The sequence below is a fragment of the Sphingomonas sp. ABOLG genome (genome assembly GCF_003950435.1).
Taxonomy (GTDB): domain Bacteria; phylum Pseudomonadota; class Alphaproteobacteria; order Sphingomonadales; family Sphingomonadaceae; genus Sphingomonas; species Sphingomonas panaciterrae.
On sequence record NZ_QQWW01000003.1, the window covers coordinates 103016 to 118742 of the forward strand.

Genomic DNA, 15727 nt, shown 5'->3' on the forward strand with positions numbered 1-15727 from the left:
CGCTGTTTTCTCCCGATAGTTGCGGTGCGCTTTAGCGAGGCTGCGGTGAAGGGCAAAGCCGCTGACGCAATTTTGGATTTAGTCTGCTCTTAACGCGCCATGTGCTAGGTGGTCGCCATGAAGACCTTGGTGATTTTCGGCACCCGGCCAGAAGCTATCAAATTGTTTCCCGTGGTGCGGGCGTTAGAGGCGAAGCAAGGCATTCAGGTTCGCACCTGCGTCACCGCCCAGCATCGCGGCTTACTCGATCAGGTGTTGGCGATCGCCGGGCTTTCACCGGACATCGATCTCGACCTCATGGAGCCTGGCCAGACCCTCGACCGGCTGACCGGCCGATTGCTGGCAGGTATTGGCGAGGTGCTCGATCGCGAGCAGCCCGACCGCGTCATCGTGCAGGGCGACACCACGACCGCGATGACAGCCGCTCTGGCCGCCTATTACCGCAAGATTCCCGTTGCTCATGTGGAGGCGGGCCTTCGCTCGAGCAACATCTACCATCCGTGGCCAGAAGAAGTGAATCGCCGCATCGTTGCGCCAATCGCAGATCTTCATTTCGCACCCACCGCGACCGCAGCAGAGGCGCTCGCGCGTGAGAACATCCTGTCGGGCGTCCATGTCACGGGGAACACCGTGATCGACGCCCTTCATTGGACGAACGACCGGATCTCACATGATCCTTCGCTCGCCGCGGGATTGGACCCCGTCCTGAGCCGCTTTGCTGATCGCCGGATTGTGCTGGTCACCACTCACCGGCGAGAAAACTTCGGCGACGGTATGGCGGCGATTGCACGCGCGATCGCCCGCATCGCCGAGGATCGGGACGCTGCAGTGCTGTTCCCGATGCACCCGAACCCGAACGTCGTCTCCGTCATGGAAAAGACGCTTGGCGCTCGCGATAAAGTGGCGCGCATCGAACCGCTTGATTACCCCCATTTTATCCGAGCGCTGAACGCCTGCACCTTGGTGCTCACCGATTCCGGCGGGGTTCAGGAGGAGGCGCCCGCGCTCGGCAAACCCGTGCTGGTGATGCGAGACACGACGGAACGACCTGAGGGTGTAGTGGCTGGGACCGCTAAACTGGTGGGCACTGCCGAGGAGCGGATCGTTTCCGAAGTTTTCACGCTTCTCGACGACAAGCGCGCCTACGCAGCAATGGCCCGCGCCCACAATCCGTTTGGCGACGGCCGTGCGAGTGAACGGATCGCGGAGATCATTGCCAATGCTGTCAGATAACGAGCTAAAGGTCGCGGTTCTCGGGCTCGGGTACATCGGCCTTCCGACGGCGGCAGTGATTGCTCGCACTGGCGCGAGCGTGCTTGGCATTGATGTTCATCAGAACGTGGTCGACACGGTCAACTCGGGCAAGGTCCACATCGAGGAAGTGGACTTGGACGGGCTTGTCTCGGGCGTGGTCGGACGCGGTTACCTTCGCGCATCGACCGTGCTGGAGCCGGCGGACGTGTTCGTCATCGCCGTTCCCACGCCCTTCGCCGAGGATCGCAGACCCGACACGGGCTTTGTCCTCGAGGCGGCGCGCGCGGTCGCCTCCGTCTTGAAGGCTGGAGACACGGTGATCCTTGAATCAACCTCCCCCGTCGGCACCACCGAGCACGTGCGCGATTTGCTCGCTGAGCTGCGCCCCGAGCTACGTGCGCCGGGCATCAGCGAAAGCTCGGACTATGCGGTCGCCTACTGCCCAGAACGGGTGTTGCCTGGTCGCATTCTCGTCGAATTGATCGACAATGATCGGGTCATCGGCGGGATCACACCCCGTTGTGCGCGCAAGGCGCTCACCTTCTACCGCCGTTTTGTTCGAGGCGCATGTATCACGACCAGCGCTCGGGCAGCGGAGATGACGAAGCTCACCGAAAACGCGTTCCGCGACGTGAATATCGCCTTTGCCAACGAACTGAGCCTGGTTGCCGACACGATGGGCGTTGACGTCTGGGAGGTCATCCGGCTCGCCAATCGTCACCCGCGTGTCAACATCCTTCAGCCCGGACCGGGCGTAGGGGGTCATTGCATCGCCGTCGATCCGTGGTTTCTGGTCGCAGCGGACCCGAAGAATACGCCGTTGATCCGGACGGCGCGCGAGGTGAATGACGGCAAGACAGACCACGTGATCGCAGCAGCGGCGGCCATGATAGCCACCAACCCCGGTGTACCCGTCGCGTGCATGGGGCTCGCCTTCAAGGCAAACATCGACGATTTCCGCGAAAGCCCTGCGCTGAAAGTGGCATTGGCGCTGGCGCGGCAATTCCCCGACCAGATCAAAATTGTCGAACCCTATGCCCGGAGTCTGCCGAACGCCTTCGCGGCAACCGGTGCGCGGCTAATTGACGTGGATGCGGCAATCGAAACGTGTCCAATCATGATCGTCCTCGTCGACCATGACGTATTCCGATCGATTCCGCTCGAGGAACGCGCCGACAAGCGCGTTCTGGATACCCGCGGCATCTGGCCCGACCAACCGCCGCTACGTTCGGACGCTCGACTAGGACGACGGACAAGCTGATCGGCGTTGTTGCGGGGGCTGACCCGCTCGGCTAGTTGGTCGGCTCTTTGCACAAAGATCTGCCTGCCATGTTATCGCGTTTGCTTTCACGCCGTCGTCCGAGTGCACCACCTGCCCAGCTTCCGGCGGGCCGGCGCCTCTATGCGATTGGCGACGTGCACGGCCGACTTGATCTTCTTGACGAACTACTACGGCGCATCGACGCTGACGACGCGTCGCGCGGCGGAGCGCAAACAGGAATCATCCTGCTCGGCGATCTCGTGGATCGCGGGCCTGATTCCGCTGGTGTGGTGGAGCGCGTTCGGCAGATGTGCGCCAGTCGACAGGACGTGCGATGCCTTTGCGGCAATCATGAGGAAATTTTCCTCGGCGCCTATGACGGGGATCCGGACCTCGTTCGCCTCCTGCTCCGGGCAGGCGGGCACGAAACGCTGCTCAGCTACGGCATGAAAGCAGCTGCCATCGATCAGGCCACCATACCCGAACTCGTCGACATGATGGCCCGAGACATACCGGCAGAGCAGATCGCCTTCCTCCGGTCTCTCGACGACTATCTCCTGGAAGGAGATTATCTGTTCGTTCACGCTGGCATACGCCCGGGGCTACCGCTGGAACAGCAGACCTCCCGCGACCTGCGCTGGATAAGGCAGCCCTTCCTCGAACATGGCGGTCATCACGGAAAGTACGTCGTCCACGGCCACACCATCACGGATGGGGTAGATGAGCGGGTCAACCGAATCGGTATAGATACGGGCGCCTACCGAACGGGCCGGCTAACCGCGCTTGGAATCGAGGGCGAGCACCGTTGGATCATCGATACTGTTGATCATCATGAAAGTGGCACGTGAGGTTCATCACATTTCCGCTAAAGTGTTGCGGAAATGCCTTGATTGGAAAGCGTTCTGAGCGCTGTTGACCAACATATGAGATTGCGCTGCACTGCAAACTCTGTCAGATGGCCGTGACGGACAAAAAAGGGAGTTCGTGATGAAGGTTCGTGGTTACCTCGCGGCTGTTGCCGCTGCTTCGCTGGCTGCAGCTCCTGCTGTTGCGGCTCCGACCTCGGCATCCAGCCTGTCGGTTGCCAAGGCTGCTCGCGCCAGCACCTCCACCGCCAAGGCCGACAAGGCTGCTGGCGGCGGCGTGATCGTTGCCGTTCTCGCTGCTGCTGCAGTGATCGCCGGCATCGTGATCATCGCTGACTCGGACGACGACTCCGACAGCAACTGAGTCTCGACTCAGGATGATGAAATAGCGGCTTTCGGGCCGCTATTTTTTTGTCTGAGCGGCGGGAGCCCACACGGCCCTTTGGACGTCATTTCCTTCAAAGAATAACCGCGTCAGCCAGCACCGTTTCGCGGCCCCATTCGTTTGCAGCCTTGATCCAGGTAATTGAGGCAAGGAAACGGTAATGAGCAACGGCGCAACGAACCACGGTGCCGGTGGCGAGCCGCACCAGCAGGCTAGCGGTGACGAGCAGGTGCTCACCACCAACCATGGCGTGCCTGTCAGCGACAACCAGAACAGTCTGAAGTCCGGGCGGCGCGGACCTACCCTTCTCGAGGATTTCGTCCTTCGGGAGAAGATATTCCACTTCGATCACGAACGCATCCCTGAGCGCATCGTACACGCTCGTGGCTCCGGCGCGCATGGGTTCTTCGAGGCCACTGCCGATATCAGCGAACTGAGCAAGGCAGCAGTGTTCAAGAAGGGCGAAAAAACCGAGGTGTTCGTTCGCTTTTCGACTGTCGCCGGCGGCGCAGGGTCGGTCGACACCCCGCGCGACGTGCGTGGCTTTGCGGTGAAGTTCTACACCACCGAAGGCAATTGGGATCTGGTCGGCAACAACATACCCGTTTTCTTCATACAGGATGCCATCAAGTTCCCGGACTTGGTGCATGCGGTAAAGATGGAGGCCGATCGCGCCTATCCACAGGCCGGAAGCGCGCACGATACATTCTGGGACTGGGCGTCGTTGATGCCCGAATCCACCCACATGCTGATGTGGGCTATGTCGGACCGCACCCTTCCCCGCTCCTTCCGGATGATGGAGGGCTTCGGCGTCCACACGTTCAAGCTCGTCAACGCCGACGGACACGCCAGCTTCGTCAAATTCCACTGGAAACCTCGACTGGGCCTGCAATCGACGATCTGGGACGAGGCTTTGAAGTTGCAGGCGGCAGACAATGATTATCAGCGCCGCGATCTGTGGGAAGCGATCGACACGGGGGCATTCCCGCAATGGGATCTTGGAATCCAGGTGTTCGACCAAGCCTTCGCCGAAGCGCAGCCCTACGACGTTCTTGATGCAACGAAGCTGATCCCGGAAGAGGATGTTCCCGTCCGGATCGTCGGTACGCTGACGCTGAACCGAAACCCCGACAACTTTTTTGCGGAAACCGAGCAGGTGGCTTTCCTGCCAACGAACATCGTCCCCGGCATCGATTTCACGAATGATCCGCTGCTCCAAGGACGTCTGTTCAGCTACCTCGACACGCAAAACTCGCGCCTCGGCACCACAAACTTCCATCAAATTCCGATCAACGCGCCCCGCTGCCCCTTCGGCAATTTCCAGCGGGACGGAAAGATGCAGACACAGGTCCCCAGGGGCCGCGCCAATTACGAGCCAAACAGCCTGGCAGCGCATGGAGAGGAAGGTGGTCCTCGCGAATCCCGGGATCGTGGCTTTCGCACCGTCACTGCGCCATCCGGCAGCGACGAACAGGGAGAGAAGCTGCGCGTCCGGGCCGAGCTGTTCGCCGACCATTACAGCCAGGCCCGGCTATTCTACCGCTCGCAGACGCCAGCCGAGCAGGCGCATATAGCCTCATCATTCGTGTTCGAACTGTCGAAGGTCGGCCTGCTTGATCAGGTACCGCCCCGCATGGTCGCCAACCTTCGCAACGTTGACGAAGATCTGGCGAGGCGTGTCGCGGACGGGCTCGGAATCGACCTTCCGGAAAAGGCACCAGCCGCACGTGAGCCAGTGGACCTGCCATCCTCCGGCGCTCTGTCGATCCACAAGAACATGAAGGAAACCCTCGACGGGCGCGCCGTCGGCATCCTCTTCGCAGAAGGAAGCGACGCATCGACACTCGATAGCCTGGTCGCCGCTGTTGAAGCGGAAGGCGGCAAAGCGGTACTGGTCTCTCCAAAGGTAAATGGCGCCCCCCTGTCAGACGGCAGCAAAAGAAAGGCCGATGGACAATTGGCCGGAACGCCCTCCCAATTGTTCGACGCGGTTGCGGTAGTGGTCTCGGAAGACGGCTGTGCAGCGCTGTTGAAGGAAGCCGCCGCTGTTCAGTTTGTCATGGATGCGTTCGGGCACCTCAAGGCGATCGGCGCCAGCGCGGAGGCGCAGCCACTGCTGGACAAGGCTGGCGTGCAGAAGGACGAAGGTGTGACCACGCCGGACGGCAGCTTCGTGTCGGCGGCCAAACGCCGCTTCTACGACCGGGAGCCTGCGATCCGGATGCTTGCCTGATCTGGCTCCCTCAATCCCGCACGCTCGCATCGCCGAGCGTACGGGATTGGGAAGGGCAGCCCCTCCCATTCCCCTGCACATCGGTGATCACGACGAGCAGAGCTTCTCACAAACGCTGCGCCCGATATCAGGCAGACGCGTTGCAAGGGATGTGGATTGCGGCCACTCCAGCCGGGCGCCGACGGTCGGCGCAATTACGGGAAGAGTCGTGTTCCAGCTGGACGGCAAGGTCGCATTGGTGACGGGCGCAAGCGGCGGACTGGGCGCAGAGATCGCGCGCGGCCTCTGCTGGGCGGGCGCCCATGTCATCCTCCAAGGACGCAATCTGGATCGGCTTACCGCTCTGGGCGAGACATTGACGACGCTGGGTGGATCGGCAGCCGTTGCGGCGGTAGACCTTCGCGCGGATGATGCGGCCTCGACGCTGCTCGCTCACCACGGCGCGGTCGATATTTTGGTCAACAATGCCGGCCAGCGCGACCGCCGCGCGCTGCAGATGATCGATCGAGCGTCGGTCAGAGATTTGCTAGAGACAAATCTCGTCGCACCCTTCGACCTCGCCCGTCGCTTCAGCGCCGGGATGCAACCCGGCGGACGCATCATCAACATCAGTTCAATCGCCGGCCAAATAGCCCGGTCCGGCGACGCTGCCTACACCATGTCGAAAGGTGGTCTGGAGGCACTGACACGTGCGCTCGCCGCCGAACTCGGCCCCGCCCAGATCACCGTCAACGCGGTCGCGCCCGGCTACTTCGCCACCGAAGCCAATGCGGCCATGATTGCCGATCCAGCCATTGCCGAACATCTACAGCGCCGCACATCGCTCGGCCGTTGGGGCCGCCCGGAAGAGATTGTGGGCGCCGTCCTCTTCTTCGCCTCGCCAGCCGCATCCTATGTGACCGGACAAGTCCTAGCCGTCGACGGCGGCTATCTAGCACACTTTTGAAAGGAAAGTTTTGCCCGAGCCTGTGGCATTCACCGCCGAAATCTCGGCAAGGGAAGCTGGCGCACCCGACAGGATTCGAACCTGTGGCCTCTGCCTTCGGAGGGCAGCGCTCTATCCAGCTGAGCTACGGGTGCTGGGAGCGATGCGCCTAGCAGGGGCGGATCGAGGGCGCCAGCGATTTTCGTTAGCGGCGCTACTTTGCCAGCGTGACAGGCTGAAATGGCGCCAGGCCGCAACTCGCGCCCGGCATTGCCGTCGTACCCACCAACACGGTGATGATGTCCTGCTGGCACAATTGGCTTAGCGACGTCGCGTAGCTGAAGCGCCGTTCAAACCCCAATTGAGGACAAGGCTGGTCGAGGGTGACGCGATAATAGCGGCCACCCGTCATCCGGAAATCGATGACTTGGTCGTTGCGCACCAGCGTCTCGCGGATGTTGCGGAGTGGAATGCACGATTGCGGCTTCCCCGCCGGGGTCGCAGCCGGAACGGCATTGCGATCGCGCGCCGCCCCTGGAGCTGCCGCCACTGCCAATGCCAAGGCGGCCGGAAAGAGCAAACGCATGATCCTTCTCCTTTGCAGTCCCGGCTCCGCGCCGGATCAATCTCCTGCGAACGCGTTCTTTAGCCGCGCGAAGAAGCCCTGGCTTTCAGGACATTCCTCACCCGTCTCGGTTTCGCGAAACTCCTCCAGCAGGGCGCGCTGACGCGTGCTGAGGCGGGTCGGCGTCTCGACGTCGATCTGGACCACCAAGTCACCAAAACCGCGTCCCTGCAGTACCGGCATCCCTGCCCCGCGCTGGCGCAGCTGCTTGCCGGACTGAATACCGGCCGGAATGCGAAGTTCGTGACTGCGGCCGTCAAGGCCCGGGATCGTCAGCGATCCTCCAAGCGCAGCGGTGGTGAAGCTGATCGGTGCGCGCGCGAACAACGTTGTGCCTTCACGTTCGAACAGATTGTGCCGCTTCACGTGAAGGAAGATGTAGAGGTCACCGGGAGGGGCACCACGAGCACCCGCCTCACCCTCGCCCGTCATGCGCACCCGCGTGCCTTCATCGACGCCGGGCGGTATCTCCACGCTCAACGTCTTGGTGCGCTCGACCCGTCCGTCCCCGCGGCAGTCCGGGCACGGATCGTCGATCACCTGACCCGAGCCGTTGCAGACCGGACAGGCGCGCTCGACCACGAAGAAGCCCTGCTGGGCGCGCACCTTGCCGTGGCCGGCACAGGTGTTGCAGGTGTGCGGATGGCTGCCGGCACGTGCGCCACTGCCCTCGCAGGTATCGCACACCGCGGTGACGTCGATGGTGATTTCCGCTGATTTGCCATGATAGGCCTCCTCCAGCGTGATCTCCATATCATAGCGCAGGTCCGCGCCGCGGCGCACCTGCTGGCGCCCGCCACCGCGGCCGCCCATGAATTCACCGAACACGCTCTCGAAGATATCGGAAAAGCCGGAGAAGTCCTGCGAATGGCCGCCCCCGGCGCCGCCATTGCGGAACGCGGCATGACCAAAGCGGTCGTAGGCCGCCCGCTTCTGCGGATCCTTGAGGCATTCATATGCCTCGCTCACCGCCTTGAACTTCGCTTCGGAATCCTTGCACCCGGCGTTCTTGTCCGGGTGATACTTCATCGCAAGCTTGCGGTATGCCGACTTGATGGTGCCGGCATCGGCCGAACGGTCGACCTCAAGCAGTTCGTAAAAATCGACTTCAGTCATTCAGCGCCCCCGCGCAACGACAGAACGAGCCGCCACTCGCCGAAGCAAATGGCGGCTCGATCATCGCTTACGCCTTGTGGTTGTCGTCGACTTCCGAGAATTCGGCGTCGACCACATCATCGTCCTTCGGCGCCGTACCGGCGTCGGCAGCCGGCGACGCTTCCGCCTGCTGCTGCTTCTCGTAGATCGCCTGGCCAAGCTTCATCGCGACCTGTGCCAGCGCCTGGCTCTTCTCGTTCATCTGATCGACGTCACCGCCCTCGACCGCTGCCTTGGCGGCATCGATCGCGGACTGGATCTCGCCCTTCAGCGCCTCGTCCACCTTGTCGCCATTGTCAGCGAGTTGGCGCTCCGTGGTGTGGATCAGGCTCTCGGCATTGTTCTTCGCCTCGGCGCCTGCCTTGCGCTTCTTGTCTTCCTCGGCGAACTGCTCGGCTTCCTGCACCATCTTCTCGATATCGGTATCGGACAGACCGCCCGATGCCTGGATGCGGATCTGCTGCTCCTTGCCGGTGCCCTTGTCCTTCGCGGAGACGTTGACGATGCCATTGGCGTCGATGTCGAACGTCACCTCGATCTGCGGCACGCCGCGCGGCGCCGGCGGGATGCCGACGAGATCGAACTGACCGAGCAGCTTGTTATCGGCCGCCATCTCGCGCTCGCCCTGGAAGACGCGGATCGTCACCGCCTGCTGATTGTCATCGGCGGTCGAATAGGTCTGCGACTTCTTGGTCGGGATCGTGGTGTTGCGATCGATCATGCGGGTGAAGACGCCGCCGAGCGTCTCGATGCCCAGCGACAGCGGGGTCACGTCGAGCAGCAGCACGTCCTTGACGTCCCCCTGCAGCACGCCGGCCTGGATCGCTGCGCCCATTGCGACGACTTCGTCCGGGTTCACGCCGGTGTGCGGATCCTTGCCGAAGAAGTTCTTCACCGCTTCGCGCACCTTGGGCATGCGGGTCATGCCGCCGACCAGCACCACTTCCGAAATGTCGCTGGCCTTGAGGCCGGCATCGGCGAGTGCCTTCTTCATCGGCTCGATCGTGCGCTGGATGAGGCTGTCGACGAGACGCTCGAGGTCCGCGCGGCTGATCGTCTTGACGAGGTGCTTCGGGCCGTTCTGGTCGGCCGTGATGAACGGCAGGTTCACCTCGGTCGAGGCAGCCGAGGACAGCTCGATCTTCGCCTTCTCGGCGGCTTCCTTCAGGCGCTGCAGCGCGAGCTTGTCCTTGGTGAGGTCGATGCCCTCATCCTTCTTGAAGCTCTCCGCCAGGAAATCGACCAGCTTGTTGTCGAAGTCTTCGCCGCCGAGGAACGTGTCGCCGTTGGTCGACTTCACTTCGAACACGCCGTCGCCGATCTCGAGGATCGAGACGTCGAACGTGCCGCCGCCAAGGTCATACACCGCGATCGTCTTGCCGTCCTGCTTGTCCAGGCCATAGGCCAGCGCAGCAGCGGTCGGCTCGTTGATGATGCGCAGCACTTCGAGGCCCGCGATCTGGCCGGCGTCCTTGGTCGCCTGGCGCTGCGCGTCGTTGAAGTACGCCGGCACCGTGATCACGGCCTGCGTGACGGTCTCACCGAGATAGCTCTCGGCGGTTTCCTTCATCTTCTGCAGGGTGAAGGCGCTGATCTGCGACGGCGAATAATCCTTGCCGCCGGCCTGAACCCAGGCGTCGCCATTGGCGCCCTTCACGATGTGATAGGGGACCAGCTCGGTGTCCTTCTTCGTCACCGGATCGTCGAAACGGCGGCCGATCAGACGCTTCACCGCGAAGATGGTGTTATCGCCATTGGTGACGGCCTGACGCTTCGCCGGCTGCCCCACCAGTCGCTCGCCATCCTTGGCGAAGGCGACGATCGACGGCGTCGTGCGCGCGCCTTCCGAGTTCTCGATCACCTTGGGCTTGCCGCCCTCCATCACTGCCACGCAGCTATTGGTGGTGCCGAGATCGATACCGATAACTTTTGCCATGAGTGCTCTTCCAGCCCCTGCTTGAACAAAAAACCAAAAAGATGTGCTGTCACGCCCCGTTACGGCGACGGAACAGCGTTGACGCTTCGCGATATAGGTGACGCTCCGCTTGCCGCAAGGCACCGGCCGAAGTAGCGGGCATGCATCGTTTCGGTTGGAGAGAAGGCCCATGTTCCGCGTCGCTGCCACGCTTGTTTTCGCTTCGGTGGCCATCGCGGGATGCGCGCAGCAGAAGCCGCTGCAGGTCACCGACGCATGGGTTCGCCTGGCTGCTGTCGATGGCCGTCCTGCCGCAGGCTATTTTACCATTCAGGGCGGCGGCAACGATACGGCGCTGACCAGCGTGTCCACGACCGAGGCCGCTCGTACCGAACTGCACGAAAGCCGTATGACCCAAAGTGGCGGCATGGCGATGGATTCGCTCTCCTCCGTTCCGGTGCCGGCTGGCCAACGTGTTGTATTCGCGCCTGGCGGAAAGCACGCAATGCTGTTCGAAGTATCGCCGAATGTTAAGCCGGGCGGGACGCTGACCTTTGCCTTCACCTTCTCGGACGGCAACCGTGTCGAGCAGAAGGCGCGGGTCGTTGGCCCCGCAGATCCGGTGCCTGCCGGCAGCTAAAACTGACGGGAGAGCTGACCTTCCACAGTCATGAAGCGCCAGCATTGATTGGAAAGATTTAACTCACGCCTCCGTAACCTTTGAACGTCTATGGGCAAAGCTATGCCCAAGCTCTCCTCGATCATCGACGATGTAAAACGCCGATTGCACGGACGTACGCCGGCCGAAGTAGTCTCACTGACGCTGAAGACGGTGCGTCATACCGCCCGCGGCATCAGCCCGGCCGCTGCACGCGCGCGCCGCGCCGATCAGGCTTTTGACCGCCGCTGGGGCACCGACACGAGTGGCACGGTCAATCTATCGGCACTCAGCGTCGCGCGGGACCGGGCGCTGCTCGGCTTCGGCTACCAGGCCAGCAATGGTGTGGCACTGGACGAAGCCGTCACGAGGGCCGGCATCGATCCGGCGCGCTACAGCTTCATCGATTATGGCTCGGGCAAGGGCCGGGCCGTCATGATCGCCGCCGCGCGGGGCTTCCAGCGCGCGATCGGCGTCGAATTCGCGCCCGAATTGCATGACATCGCACTCGCAAATGGCCGCCGTTTCAAGTCCGCGGGCGGATCCAGCACACGCTGCGAGTTCATCCTCGGCGACGCGGGCAGCTACGAACCCCCGACCGGCCCGATCTTCGCCTATATCTACAACAGCTTCGGCACTGTGATCCTACGCGAAGTGTTGAGCCGCCTGGAGACGCGCGCCGCGCAGGGTGATCCGGTGGTGATCGTTTACGTCAACCCGCTCAACCGAAGCGCGTTCGAGGATGGTCAGCGCTGGACGGTGGCCGCGGATCGCAGCGACTGGGTTCTCTACACCCCCGCTTGCTAGAAGCCGTTCGCTTCGGCTGGATCATGCCGCGCCGCTTCCTACGTTGAAGGCGATGAGCAGCCGCAGCCTGACGATCGGCGAACGCGCACTCGCCCGATCCATCTTTGCCGATGCGATCGACCTTGATCGCGTGGAGGTCCGGCGCCGGCGCTGGTGGTTCCTTCAGCCGCGTGACATTGTCATGGCGCCGCGCGGGCACATCCACTTCCATCCCGATGCCGCCACCTGGAGCGATGACTTCAGCCAGGAACATCTCGGGCTGCAGGGTCTGTTCGTGCATGAGATGTGTCACGTCTGGCAGCACCAGCGCGGCGTCTTCCTGCCGCTCGCGCGCCACCCCTTCTGCCGCTATCATTACAGCTTCGTGCCCGGCTGGCCGCTCAAGCGCTACGGGGTCGAACAGCAGGCGGAGATCGTCCGTCACGCTTTCATGCTGCGGCAAGGCGCAACGATCCTCGGCGCCCCGCCGCTCAGCCAATATGAGGGACTGCTGTCGGTCTTCCGCTGAACGGTGCAGCCCCTCCCGTCGGGCTACTTCAGCAGCACCAACTCCTCCGCCATCGTCGGGTGAAGCGCGACGGTGGCATCGAATTGCGCCTTGGTCAGCCCCGCCTTCACGCAGACGGCCGCCGCCTGGATGATTTCGGGGCAGTCGGGACCGATCATGTGGATGCCGACCACCCGATCGGTCTCAGCATCGCATACCATCTTGTACAGCGATCGCTCGTCGCGTCCGGCAAGCACATTCTTCATCGGCCGGAAATCGGACGAATAGATCTTCACCGAGCCCAGCTTCTGCCGCGCCTCGCTCTCCGTCATGCCGACGCCGGCGATCGGCGGATGGCTGAAACATGCCGCCGGTACGCAATTATAATCCACCTTCACCCCGCCCTTGCCGAACAGATTGTCGGCAAATGCCTGCCCCTCGCGGATCGCCACTGGGGTCAGCTGGATACGGTTGGTGACATCGCCAACCGCATAGATCGACGGGCATGACGTACGATTATCGTCGTCGACCGGCACCGCGCCCTTGTCGTCCACGTCGATGCCGGCAGCGTCCAGCCCCAAGCCCTCGGTATTGGGCACCCGGCCAGTCGCATACATCACGCAATCGACAACGACCGGCTCGTGTCCCGTCATATGGACTTTCAGGCAGCCGTCGTCCTGCTTCTCGATCTTCTCGAACGTAGCGTCGAAACGAAATTCCAGCCCCTTCATCATGCTGATCTGCAACAGCCGGTCACGGATCTGCAGGTCGTAGCCGCGAAGGATGTCCTTGGTGCGGTTCATGATGATCACATGCGCGCCGAGTTGGTGGAAGATCCCGGCAAACTCATTGGCGATATAGCCCGCACCCGCGATCAGCACGCGCCGCGGAATGGCGTCCAGGTGAAACACTTCGTTGGACGTGATGCCATGTTCGCACCCCGAGAAGCATGGCACATGCGGGCGCGCGCCTGTCGCCACCAGAATGTTCTTCGCCGACTTCGTAGTGCCGTCTGCCAGCCGGATCTCGTTCGGGCCCACGATCGTCGCACGCTGGTGGATGATCTCCGCCCCGTTGGACTCGAGCGTGGTGGTATAGGCCTGATTGATCCGATCGACCTCCGCGAGGACATTTGCCTGCAGGCACTTCCAGTCGAATTCGCATTCGTTCGGCACGCGCCAGCCAAATCGTTGCGCGTCCTTCAAGTCCTCGGCGAAATGCGCGCCGTAGACCAGCAGCTTCTTGGGCACGCAGCCGCGAATGACGCAGGTCCCGCCGACGCGATATTCCTCCGCCACCGCAACGCGCGCGCCATGCGCCGCCGCCACGCGCGAGGCCCGCGTCCCGCCCGATCCGGCGCCAATCGTGAAAAGGTCATAGTCGAAATCGGGCATAAGGATCTCCGCTGGGCTGGCGCCCGCATATAGGGGAACAGGAAAGGACCAAGGCAGATGGCATCGCGCCTACCAGCGCGCCGCCAGATGCTACGTCTGGTCGGAACCTGCGATCGCCGGTTACGCCAGCCCGGCCCGGTTGATCAGATCGGTGGTGGAGGGATCGAAGTCACCACCGCCCTTCGCTGCCGCCTTCGCCATCTCCTTGCCCAGTTCGACGCCGAACTGGTCGAAGGAGTTGATGCCCAGCAGAACGCCGTTCACGAACACGCGATGCTCGTAGAAGGCGATCAGCGCGCCGAGCGTGCGCGCGTCCAGCACGTCGAGCAACAAGGTGGAGGACGGCCGATCGCCGGGATAGGCGCGCGCGGGATCGTCAGGGTTCGCCCGCCCCTTCATCAATGCCGCGCCCTGCGCAAAGGCATTCAGCAGCAGTTGCCGGTGATGCTCATCCGGAAGCGTGTCGCCGGGCTCGATCACGGCCAGGAACTCGACCGGGACGAGGTGCGTGCCCTGATGCAGCAGCTGGAACACCGCATGCTGCGCGTCAGTACCGACCCCGCCCCACGTGATCGGTGCGGTCGGGCGCCCCACCGGCGTGCCGTCCGCCCTCACGCCCTTACCGTTCGATTCCATCTCCAGTTGCTGAAGATAGCTCGGCAGCAGCCGCAGCCGCTCGTCATAGGCGAAGGGTGCGCGCGTCTCGCAGCCGCGCACCTGCGTGTAGTACAGGTCGGCAAAGGCGGCGATCACCGGCGCATTCTCATGCAGTGCAGTCAGGCGGAAGTGGCGGTCCATCTCCGCCGCGCCCTCCAGCAGCTCTTCAAACTGATCCCAACCCAGCTTGATCGCGGCCGGAAAACCGATCGACGACCACAAGGAGTAGCGGCCGCCCACCCCTTCGGAGAACGGCAGGATGCGCGTTTCGTCGACGCCCCATTCGATCGCCTTGTCCGGCGACGCGGTGAGCGCGATCACCCGGCCATAGGGATCGTCAACGCCATGTTGCTGCATCCAGGCGATGGCGCTTTCCGCGTTCATCATCGTCTCGGTCGTGGTGAACGTCTTTGACGCGACCACCAGCAGCGTTGCAGCAGGATCGAACCGCTCGAAGACATCCTCCAGCGCCATGCCATCGACGTTGGAGACGATCGCAACGTCGTACCGCTCGTAATCCCGGCCAAGCGCATCCACCAGCAGATCGGGGCCCAGCGCGGAGCCGCCGATCCCGACATGCAGCACATGGCGCACCGGGCCGAAAGCGTCCGCCTCGATCGCATCGATCAGCATCCGCATACGGGCGTGGTAATCGGCTGCCCGCGCCACGCTCTCCGGATTGCCTTCGCCGCGCTCCGCGGTGTGCTCGACTGGCCGATCCTCGGTCACGTTGACGTGCGCGCCGCCGAACATCGCTTCGCGCTTGCCCGCCAGGTCCTGCTCCGCCGCCAGCGCCTCGAACGCCTTGATCGCGTCCCACGTCAGGTGCGTCTTGGACCAGTCGAAATGAATGCCGGCGACGTCCAGCGAGAATTTGCTCAGCCGCTCGGGATCGTCGGCGAACAATTGCTCGATCCTCGTCTGGGGCAATGCTTCGATCGTGGACCAGTCGGCCATGCTGCTAACTCCATTCGGCGGGATTTCGATTTGGCCCCGCGGCATCGTTCTTCGTAAGAACGAAAAAGCCGGCGTACGGCAAGTTCAGCGCGAACGGGAGGCGCAACATATCGTTCCGCCGCTTGACGTGCAGCCCGCGTTCGGCAAC

Annotated in this window: 14 protein-coding genes and 1 tRNA gene; 9 read left to right on the plus strand and 6 right to left on the minus strand. The window is 62.8% G+C overall.

Annotation, left to right across the window (positions count from 1 at the left end):
- Positions 1-117: 117 nt before the first annotated feature.
- The 6 genes from wecB (at position 118) to CA236_RS04280 (ending at position 6945) form a co-directional block, all read left to right on the plus strand.
- Positions 118-1233, plus strand: coding sequence for a UDP-N-acetylglucosamine 2-epimerase (non-hydrolyzing) (gene wecB, locus CA236_RS04255; RefSeq protein WP_125944678.1), 1116 nt, complete (start codon positions 118-120; stop codon positions 1231-1233).
- Positions 1220-2515, plus strand: coding sequence for a UDP-N-acetyl-D-mannosamine dehydrogenase (wecC, locus tag CA236_RS04260; RefSeq protein WP_125944679.1), 1296 nt, complete (start codon positions 1220-1222; stop codon positions 2513-2515). Before wecB ends, wecC begins: the two co-directional genes overlap by 14 nt.
- A gap of 68 nt (positions 2516-2583) precedes the next feature.
- Entirely contained in the window at positions 2584-3363 is a 780-nt protein-coding gene (locus CA236_RS04265) for a metallophosphoesterase (RefSeq protein WP_125944865.1), read from the plus strand.
- Between the two features lie 139 nt (positions 3364-3502).
- Positions 3503-3745, plus strand: a complete 243-nt coding sequence (locus tag CA236_RS04270; RefSeq protein ID WP_046411243.1) for a hypothetical protein — start codon at positions 3503-3505, stop codon at positions 3743-3745.
- A 181-nt stretch (positions 3746-3926) separates the two neighbouring features.
- A complete protein-coding gene (locus tag CA236_RS04275) occupies positions 3927-5999 on the plus strand; it encodes a catalase (RefSeq protein WP_125944680.1) in 2073 nt (690 codons plus the stop codon).
- Positions 6000-6207: 208 nt separating this feature from the next.
- Positions 6208-6945: an SDR family oxidoreductase gene (locus CA236_RS04280; protein WP_125944681.1), complete on the plus strand. Its 738-nt coding sequence runs from the start codon at positions 6208-6210 to the stop codon at positions 6943-6945.
- Positions 6946-7002: 57 nt separating this feature from the next.
- Here CA236_RS04280 and CA236_RS04285 read toward each other — a convergent pair.
- The 4 genes from CA236_RS04285 to dnaK form a co-directional block, all read right to left on the minus strand.
- A tRNA-Arg gene (locus CA236_RS04285) sits at positions 7003-7079 on the minus strand.
- A gap of 59 nt (positions 7080-7138) precedes the next feature.
- On the minus strand, positions 7139-7510 hold the full coding sequence (locus CA236_RS04290; protein ID WP_046411259.1) for a hypothetical protein: 372 nt from the start codon (positions 7508-7510) through the stop codon (positions 7139-7141).
- Between the two features lie 36 nt (positions 7511-7546).
- Complete coding sequence (gene dnaJ, locus CA236_RS04295) at positions 7547-8665, minus strand: molecular chaperone DnaJ (protein WP_125944682.1); 1119 nt, start codon at positions 8663-8665, stop codon at positions 7547-7549.
- Between the two features lie 67 nt (positions 8666-8732).
- Positions 8733-10640, minus strand: a complete 1908-nt coding sequence (dnaK, locus tag CA236_RS04300) for a molecular chaperone DnaK (protein ID WP_125944683.1) — start codon at positions 10638-10640, stop codon at positions 8733-8735.
- A 169-nt stretch (positions 10641-10809) separates the two neighbouring features.
- Here dnaK and CA236_RS04305 point away from each other — a divergent pair, with 169 nt between their 5' ends.
- From CA236_RS04305 to CA236_RS04315, 3 genes are all read left to right on the plus strand, one after another.
- Positions 10810-11259 (plus strand): copper chaperone PCu(A)C, encoded by a 450-nt coding sequence (locus CA236_RS04305; RefSeq protein ID WP_125944684.1) that lies wholly within the window; start codon positions 10810-10812, stop codon positions 11257-11259.
- Positions 11260-11361: 102 nt separating this feature from the next.
- Complete coding sequence (locus CA236_RS04310) at positions 11362-12084, plus strand: class I SAM-dependent methyltransferase (protein ID WP_164518859.1); 723 nt, start codon at positions 11362-11364, stop codon at positions 12082-12084.
- A 52-nt stretch (positions 12085-12136) separates the two neighbouring features.
- Entirely contained in the window at positions 12137-12592 is a 456-nt protein-coding gene (locus tag CA236_RS04315) for a vgr related protein (protein WP_125944686.1), read from the plus strand.
- 23 nt (positions 12593-12615) lie between these two features.
- Here the strand turns inward: CA236_RS04315 and gorA are convergent, their stop codons facing one another.
- Positions 12616-13965, minus strand: a complete 1350-nt coding sequence (gorA, locus tag CA236_RS04320) for a glutathione-disulfide reductase (RefSeq protein ID WP_125944687.1) — start codon at positions 13963-13965, stop codon at positions 12616-12618.
- Positions 13966-14085: 120 nt separating this feature from the next.
- Positions 14086-15579, minus strand: coding sequence for a glucose-6-phosphate isomerase (gene pgi, locus CA236_RS04325; protein ID WP_125944688.1), 1494 nt, complete (start codon positions 15577-15579; stop codon positions 14086-14088).
- Positions 15580-15727 lie beyond the last annotated feature (148 nt).

Coding starts and splice junctions, on each gene's coding strand:
- CA236_RS04270 (WP_046411243.1), top strand. CDS start 3,503: ATGAAGGTTCGTGGTTACCTCGCGGCTGTTGCCGCTGCTTCGCTGGCT.
- CA236_RS04310 (WP_164518859.1), top strand. CDS start 11,362: ATGCCCAAGCTCTCCTCGATCATCGACGATGTAAAACGCCGATTGCAC.
- dnaK (WP_125944683.1), bottom strand. CDS start 10,640: ATGGCAAAAGTTATCGGTATCGATCTCGGCACCACCAATAGCTGCGTG.
- gorA (WP_125944687.1), bottom strand. CDS start 13,965: ATGCCCGATTTCGACTATGACCTTTTCACGATTGGCGCCGGATCGGGC.
- CA236_RS04275 (WP_125944680.1), top strand. CDS start 3,927: ATGAGCAACGGCGCAACGAACCACGGTGCCGGTGGCGAGCCGCACCAG.
- CA236_RS04290 (WP_046411259.1), bottom strand. CDS start 7,510: ATGCGTTTGCTCTTTCCGGCCGCCTTGGCATTGGCAGTGGCGGCAGCT.
- wecC (WP_125944679.1), top strand. CDS start 1,220: ATGCTGTCAGATAACGAGCTAAAGGTCGCGGTTCTCGGGCTCGGGTAC.
- CA236_RS04265 (WP_125944865.1), top strand. CDS start 2,584: ATGTTATCGCGTTTGCTTTCACGCCGTCGTCCGAGTGCACCACCTGCC.
- CA236_RS04305 (WP_125944684.1), top strand. CDS start 10,810: ATGTTCCGCGTCGCTGCCACGCTTGTTTTCGCTTCGGTGGCCATCGCG.
- CA236_RS04315 (WP_125944686.1), top strand. CDS start 12,137: ATGAGCAGCCGCAGCCTGACGATCGGCGAACGCGCACTCGCCCGATCC.
- wecB (WP_125944678.1), top strand. CDS start 118: ATGAAGACCTTGGTGATTTTCGGCACCCGGCCAGAAGCTATCAAATTG.
- pgi (WP_125944688.1), bottom strand. CDS start 15,579: ATGGCCGACTGGTCCACGATCGAAGCATTGCCCCAGACGAGGATCGAG.
- dnaJ (WP_125944682.1), bottom strand. CDS start 8,665: ATGACTGAAGTCGATTTTTACGAACTGCTTGAGGTCGACCGTTCGGCC.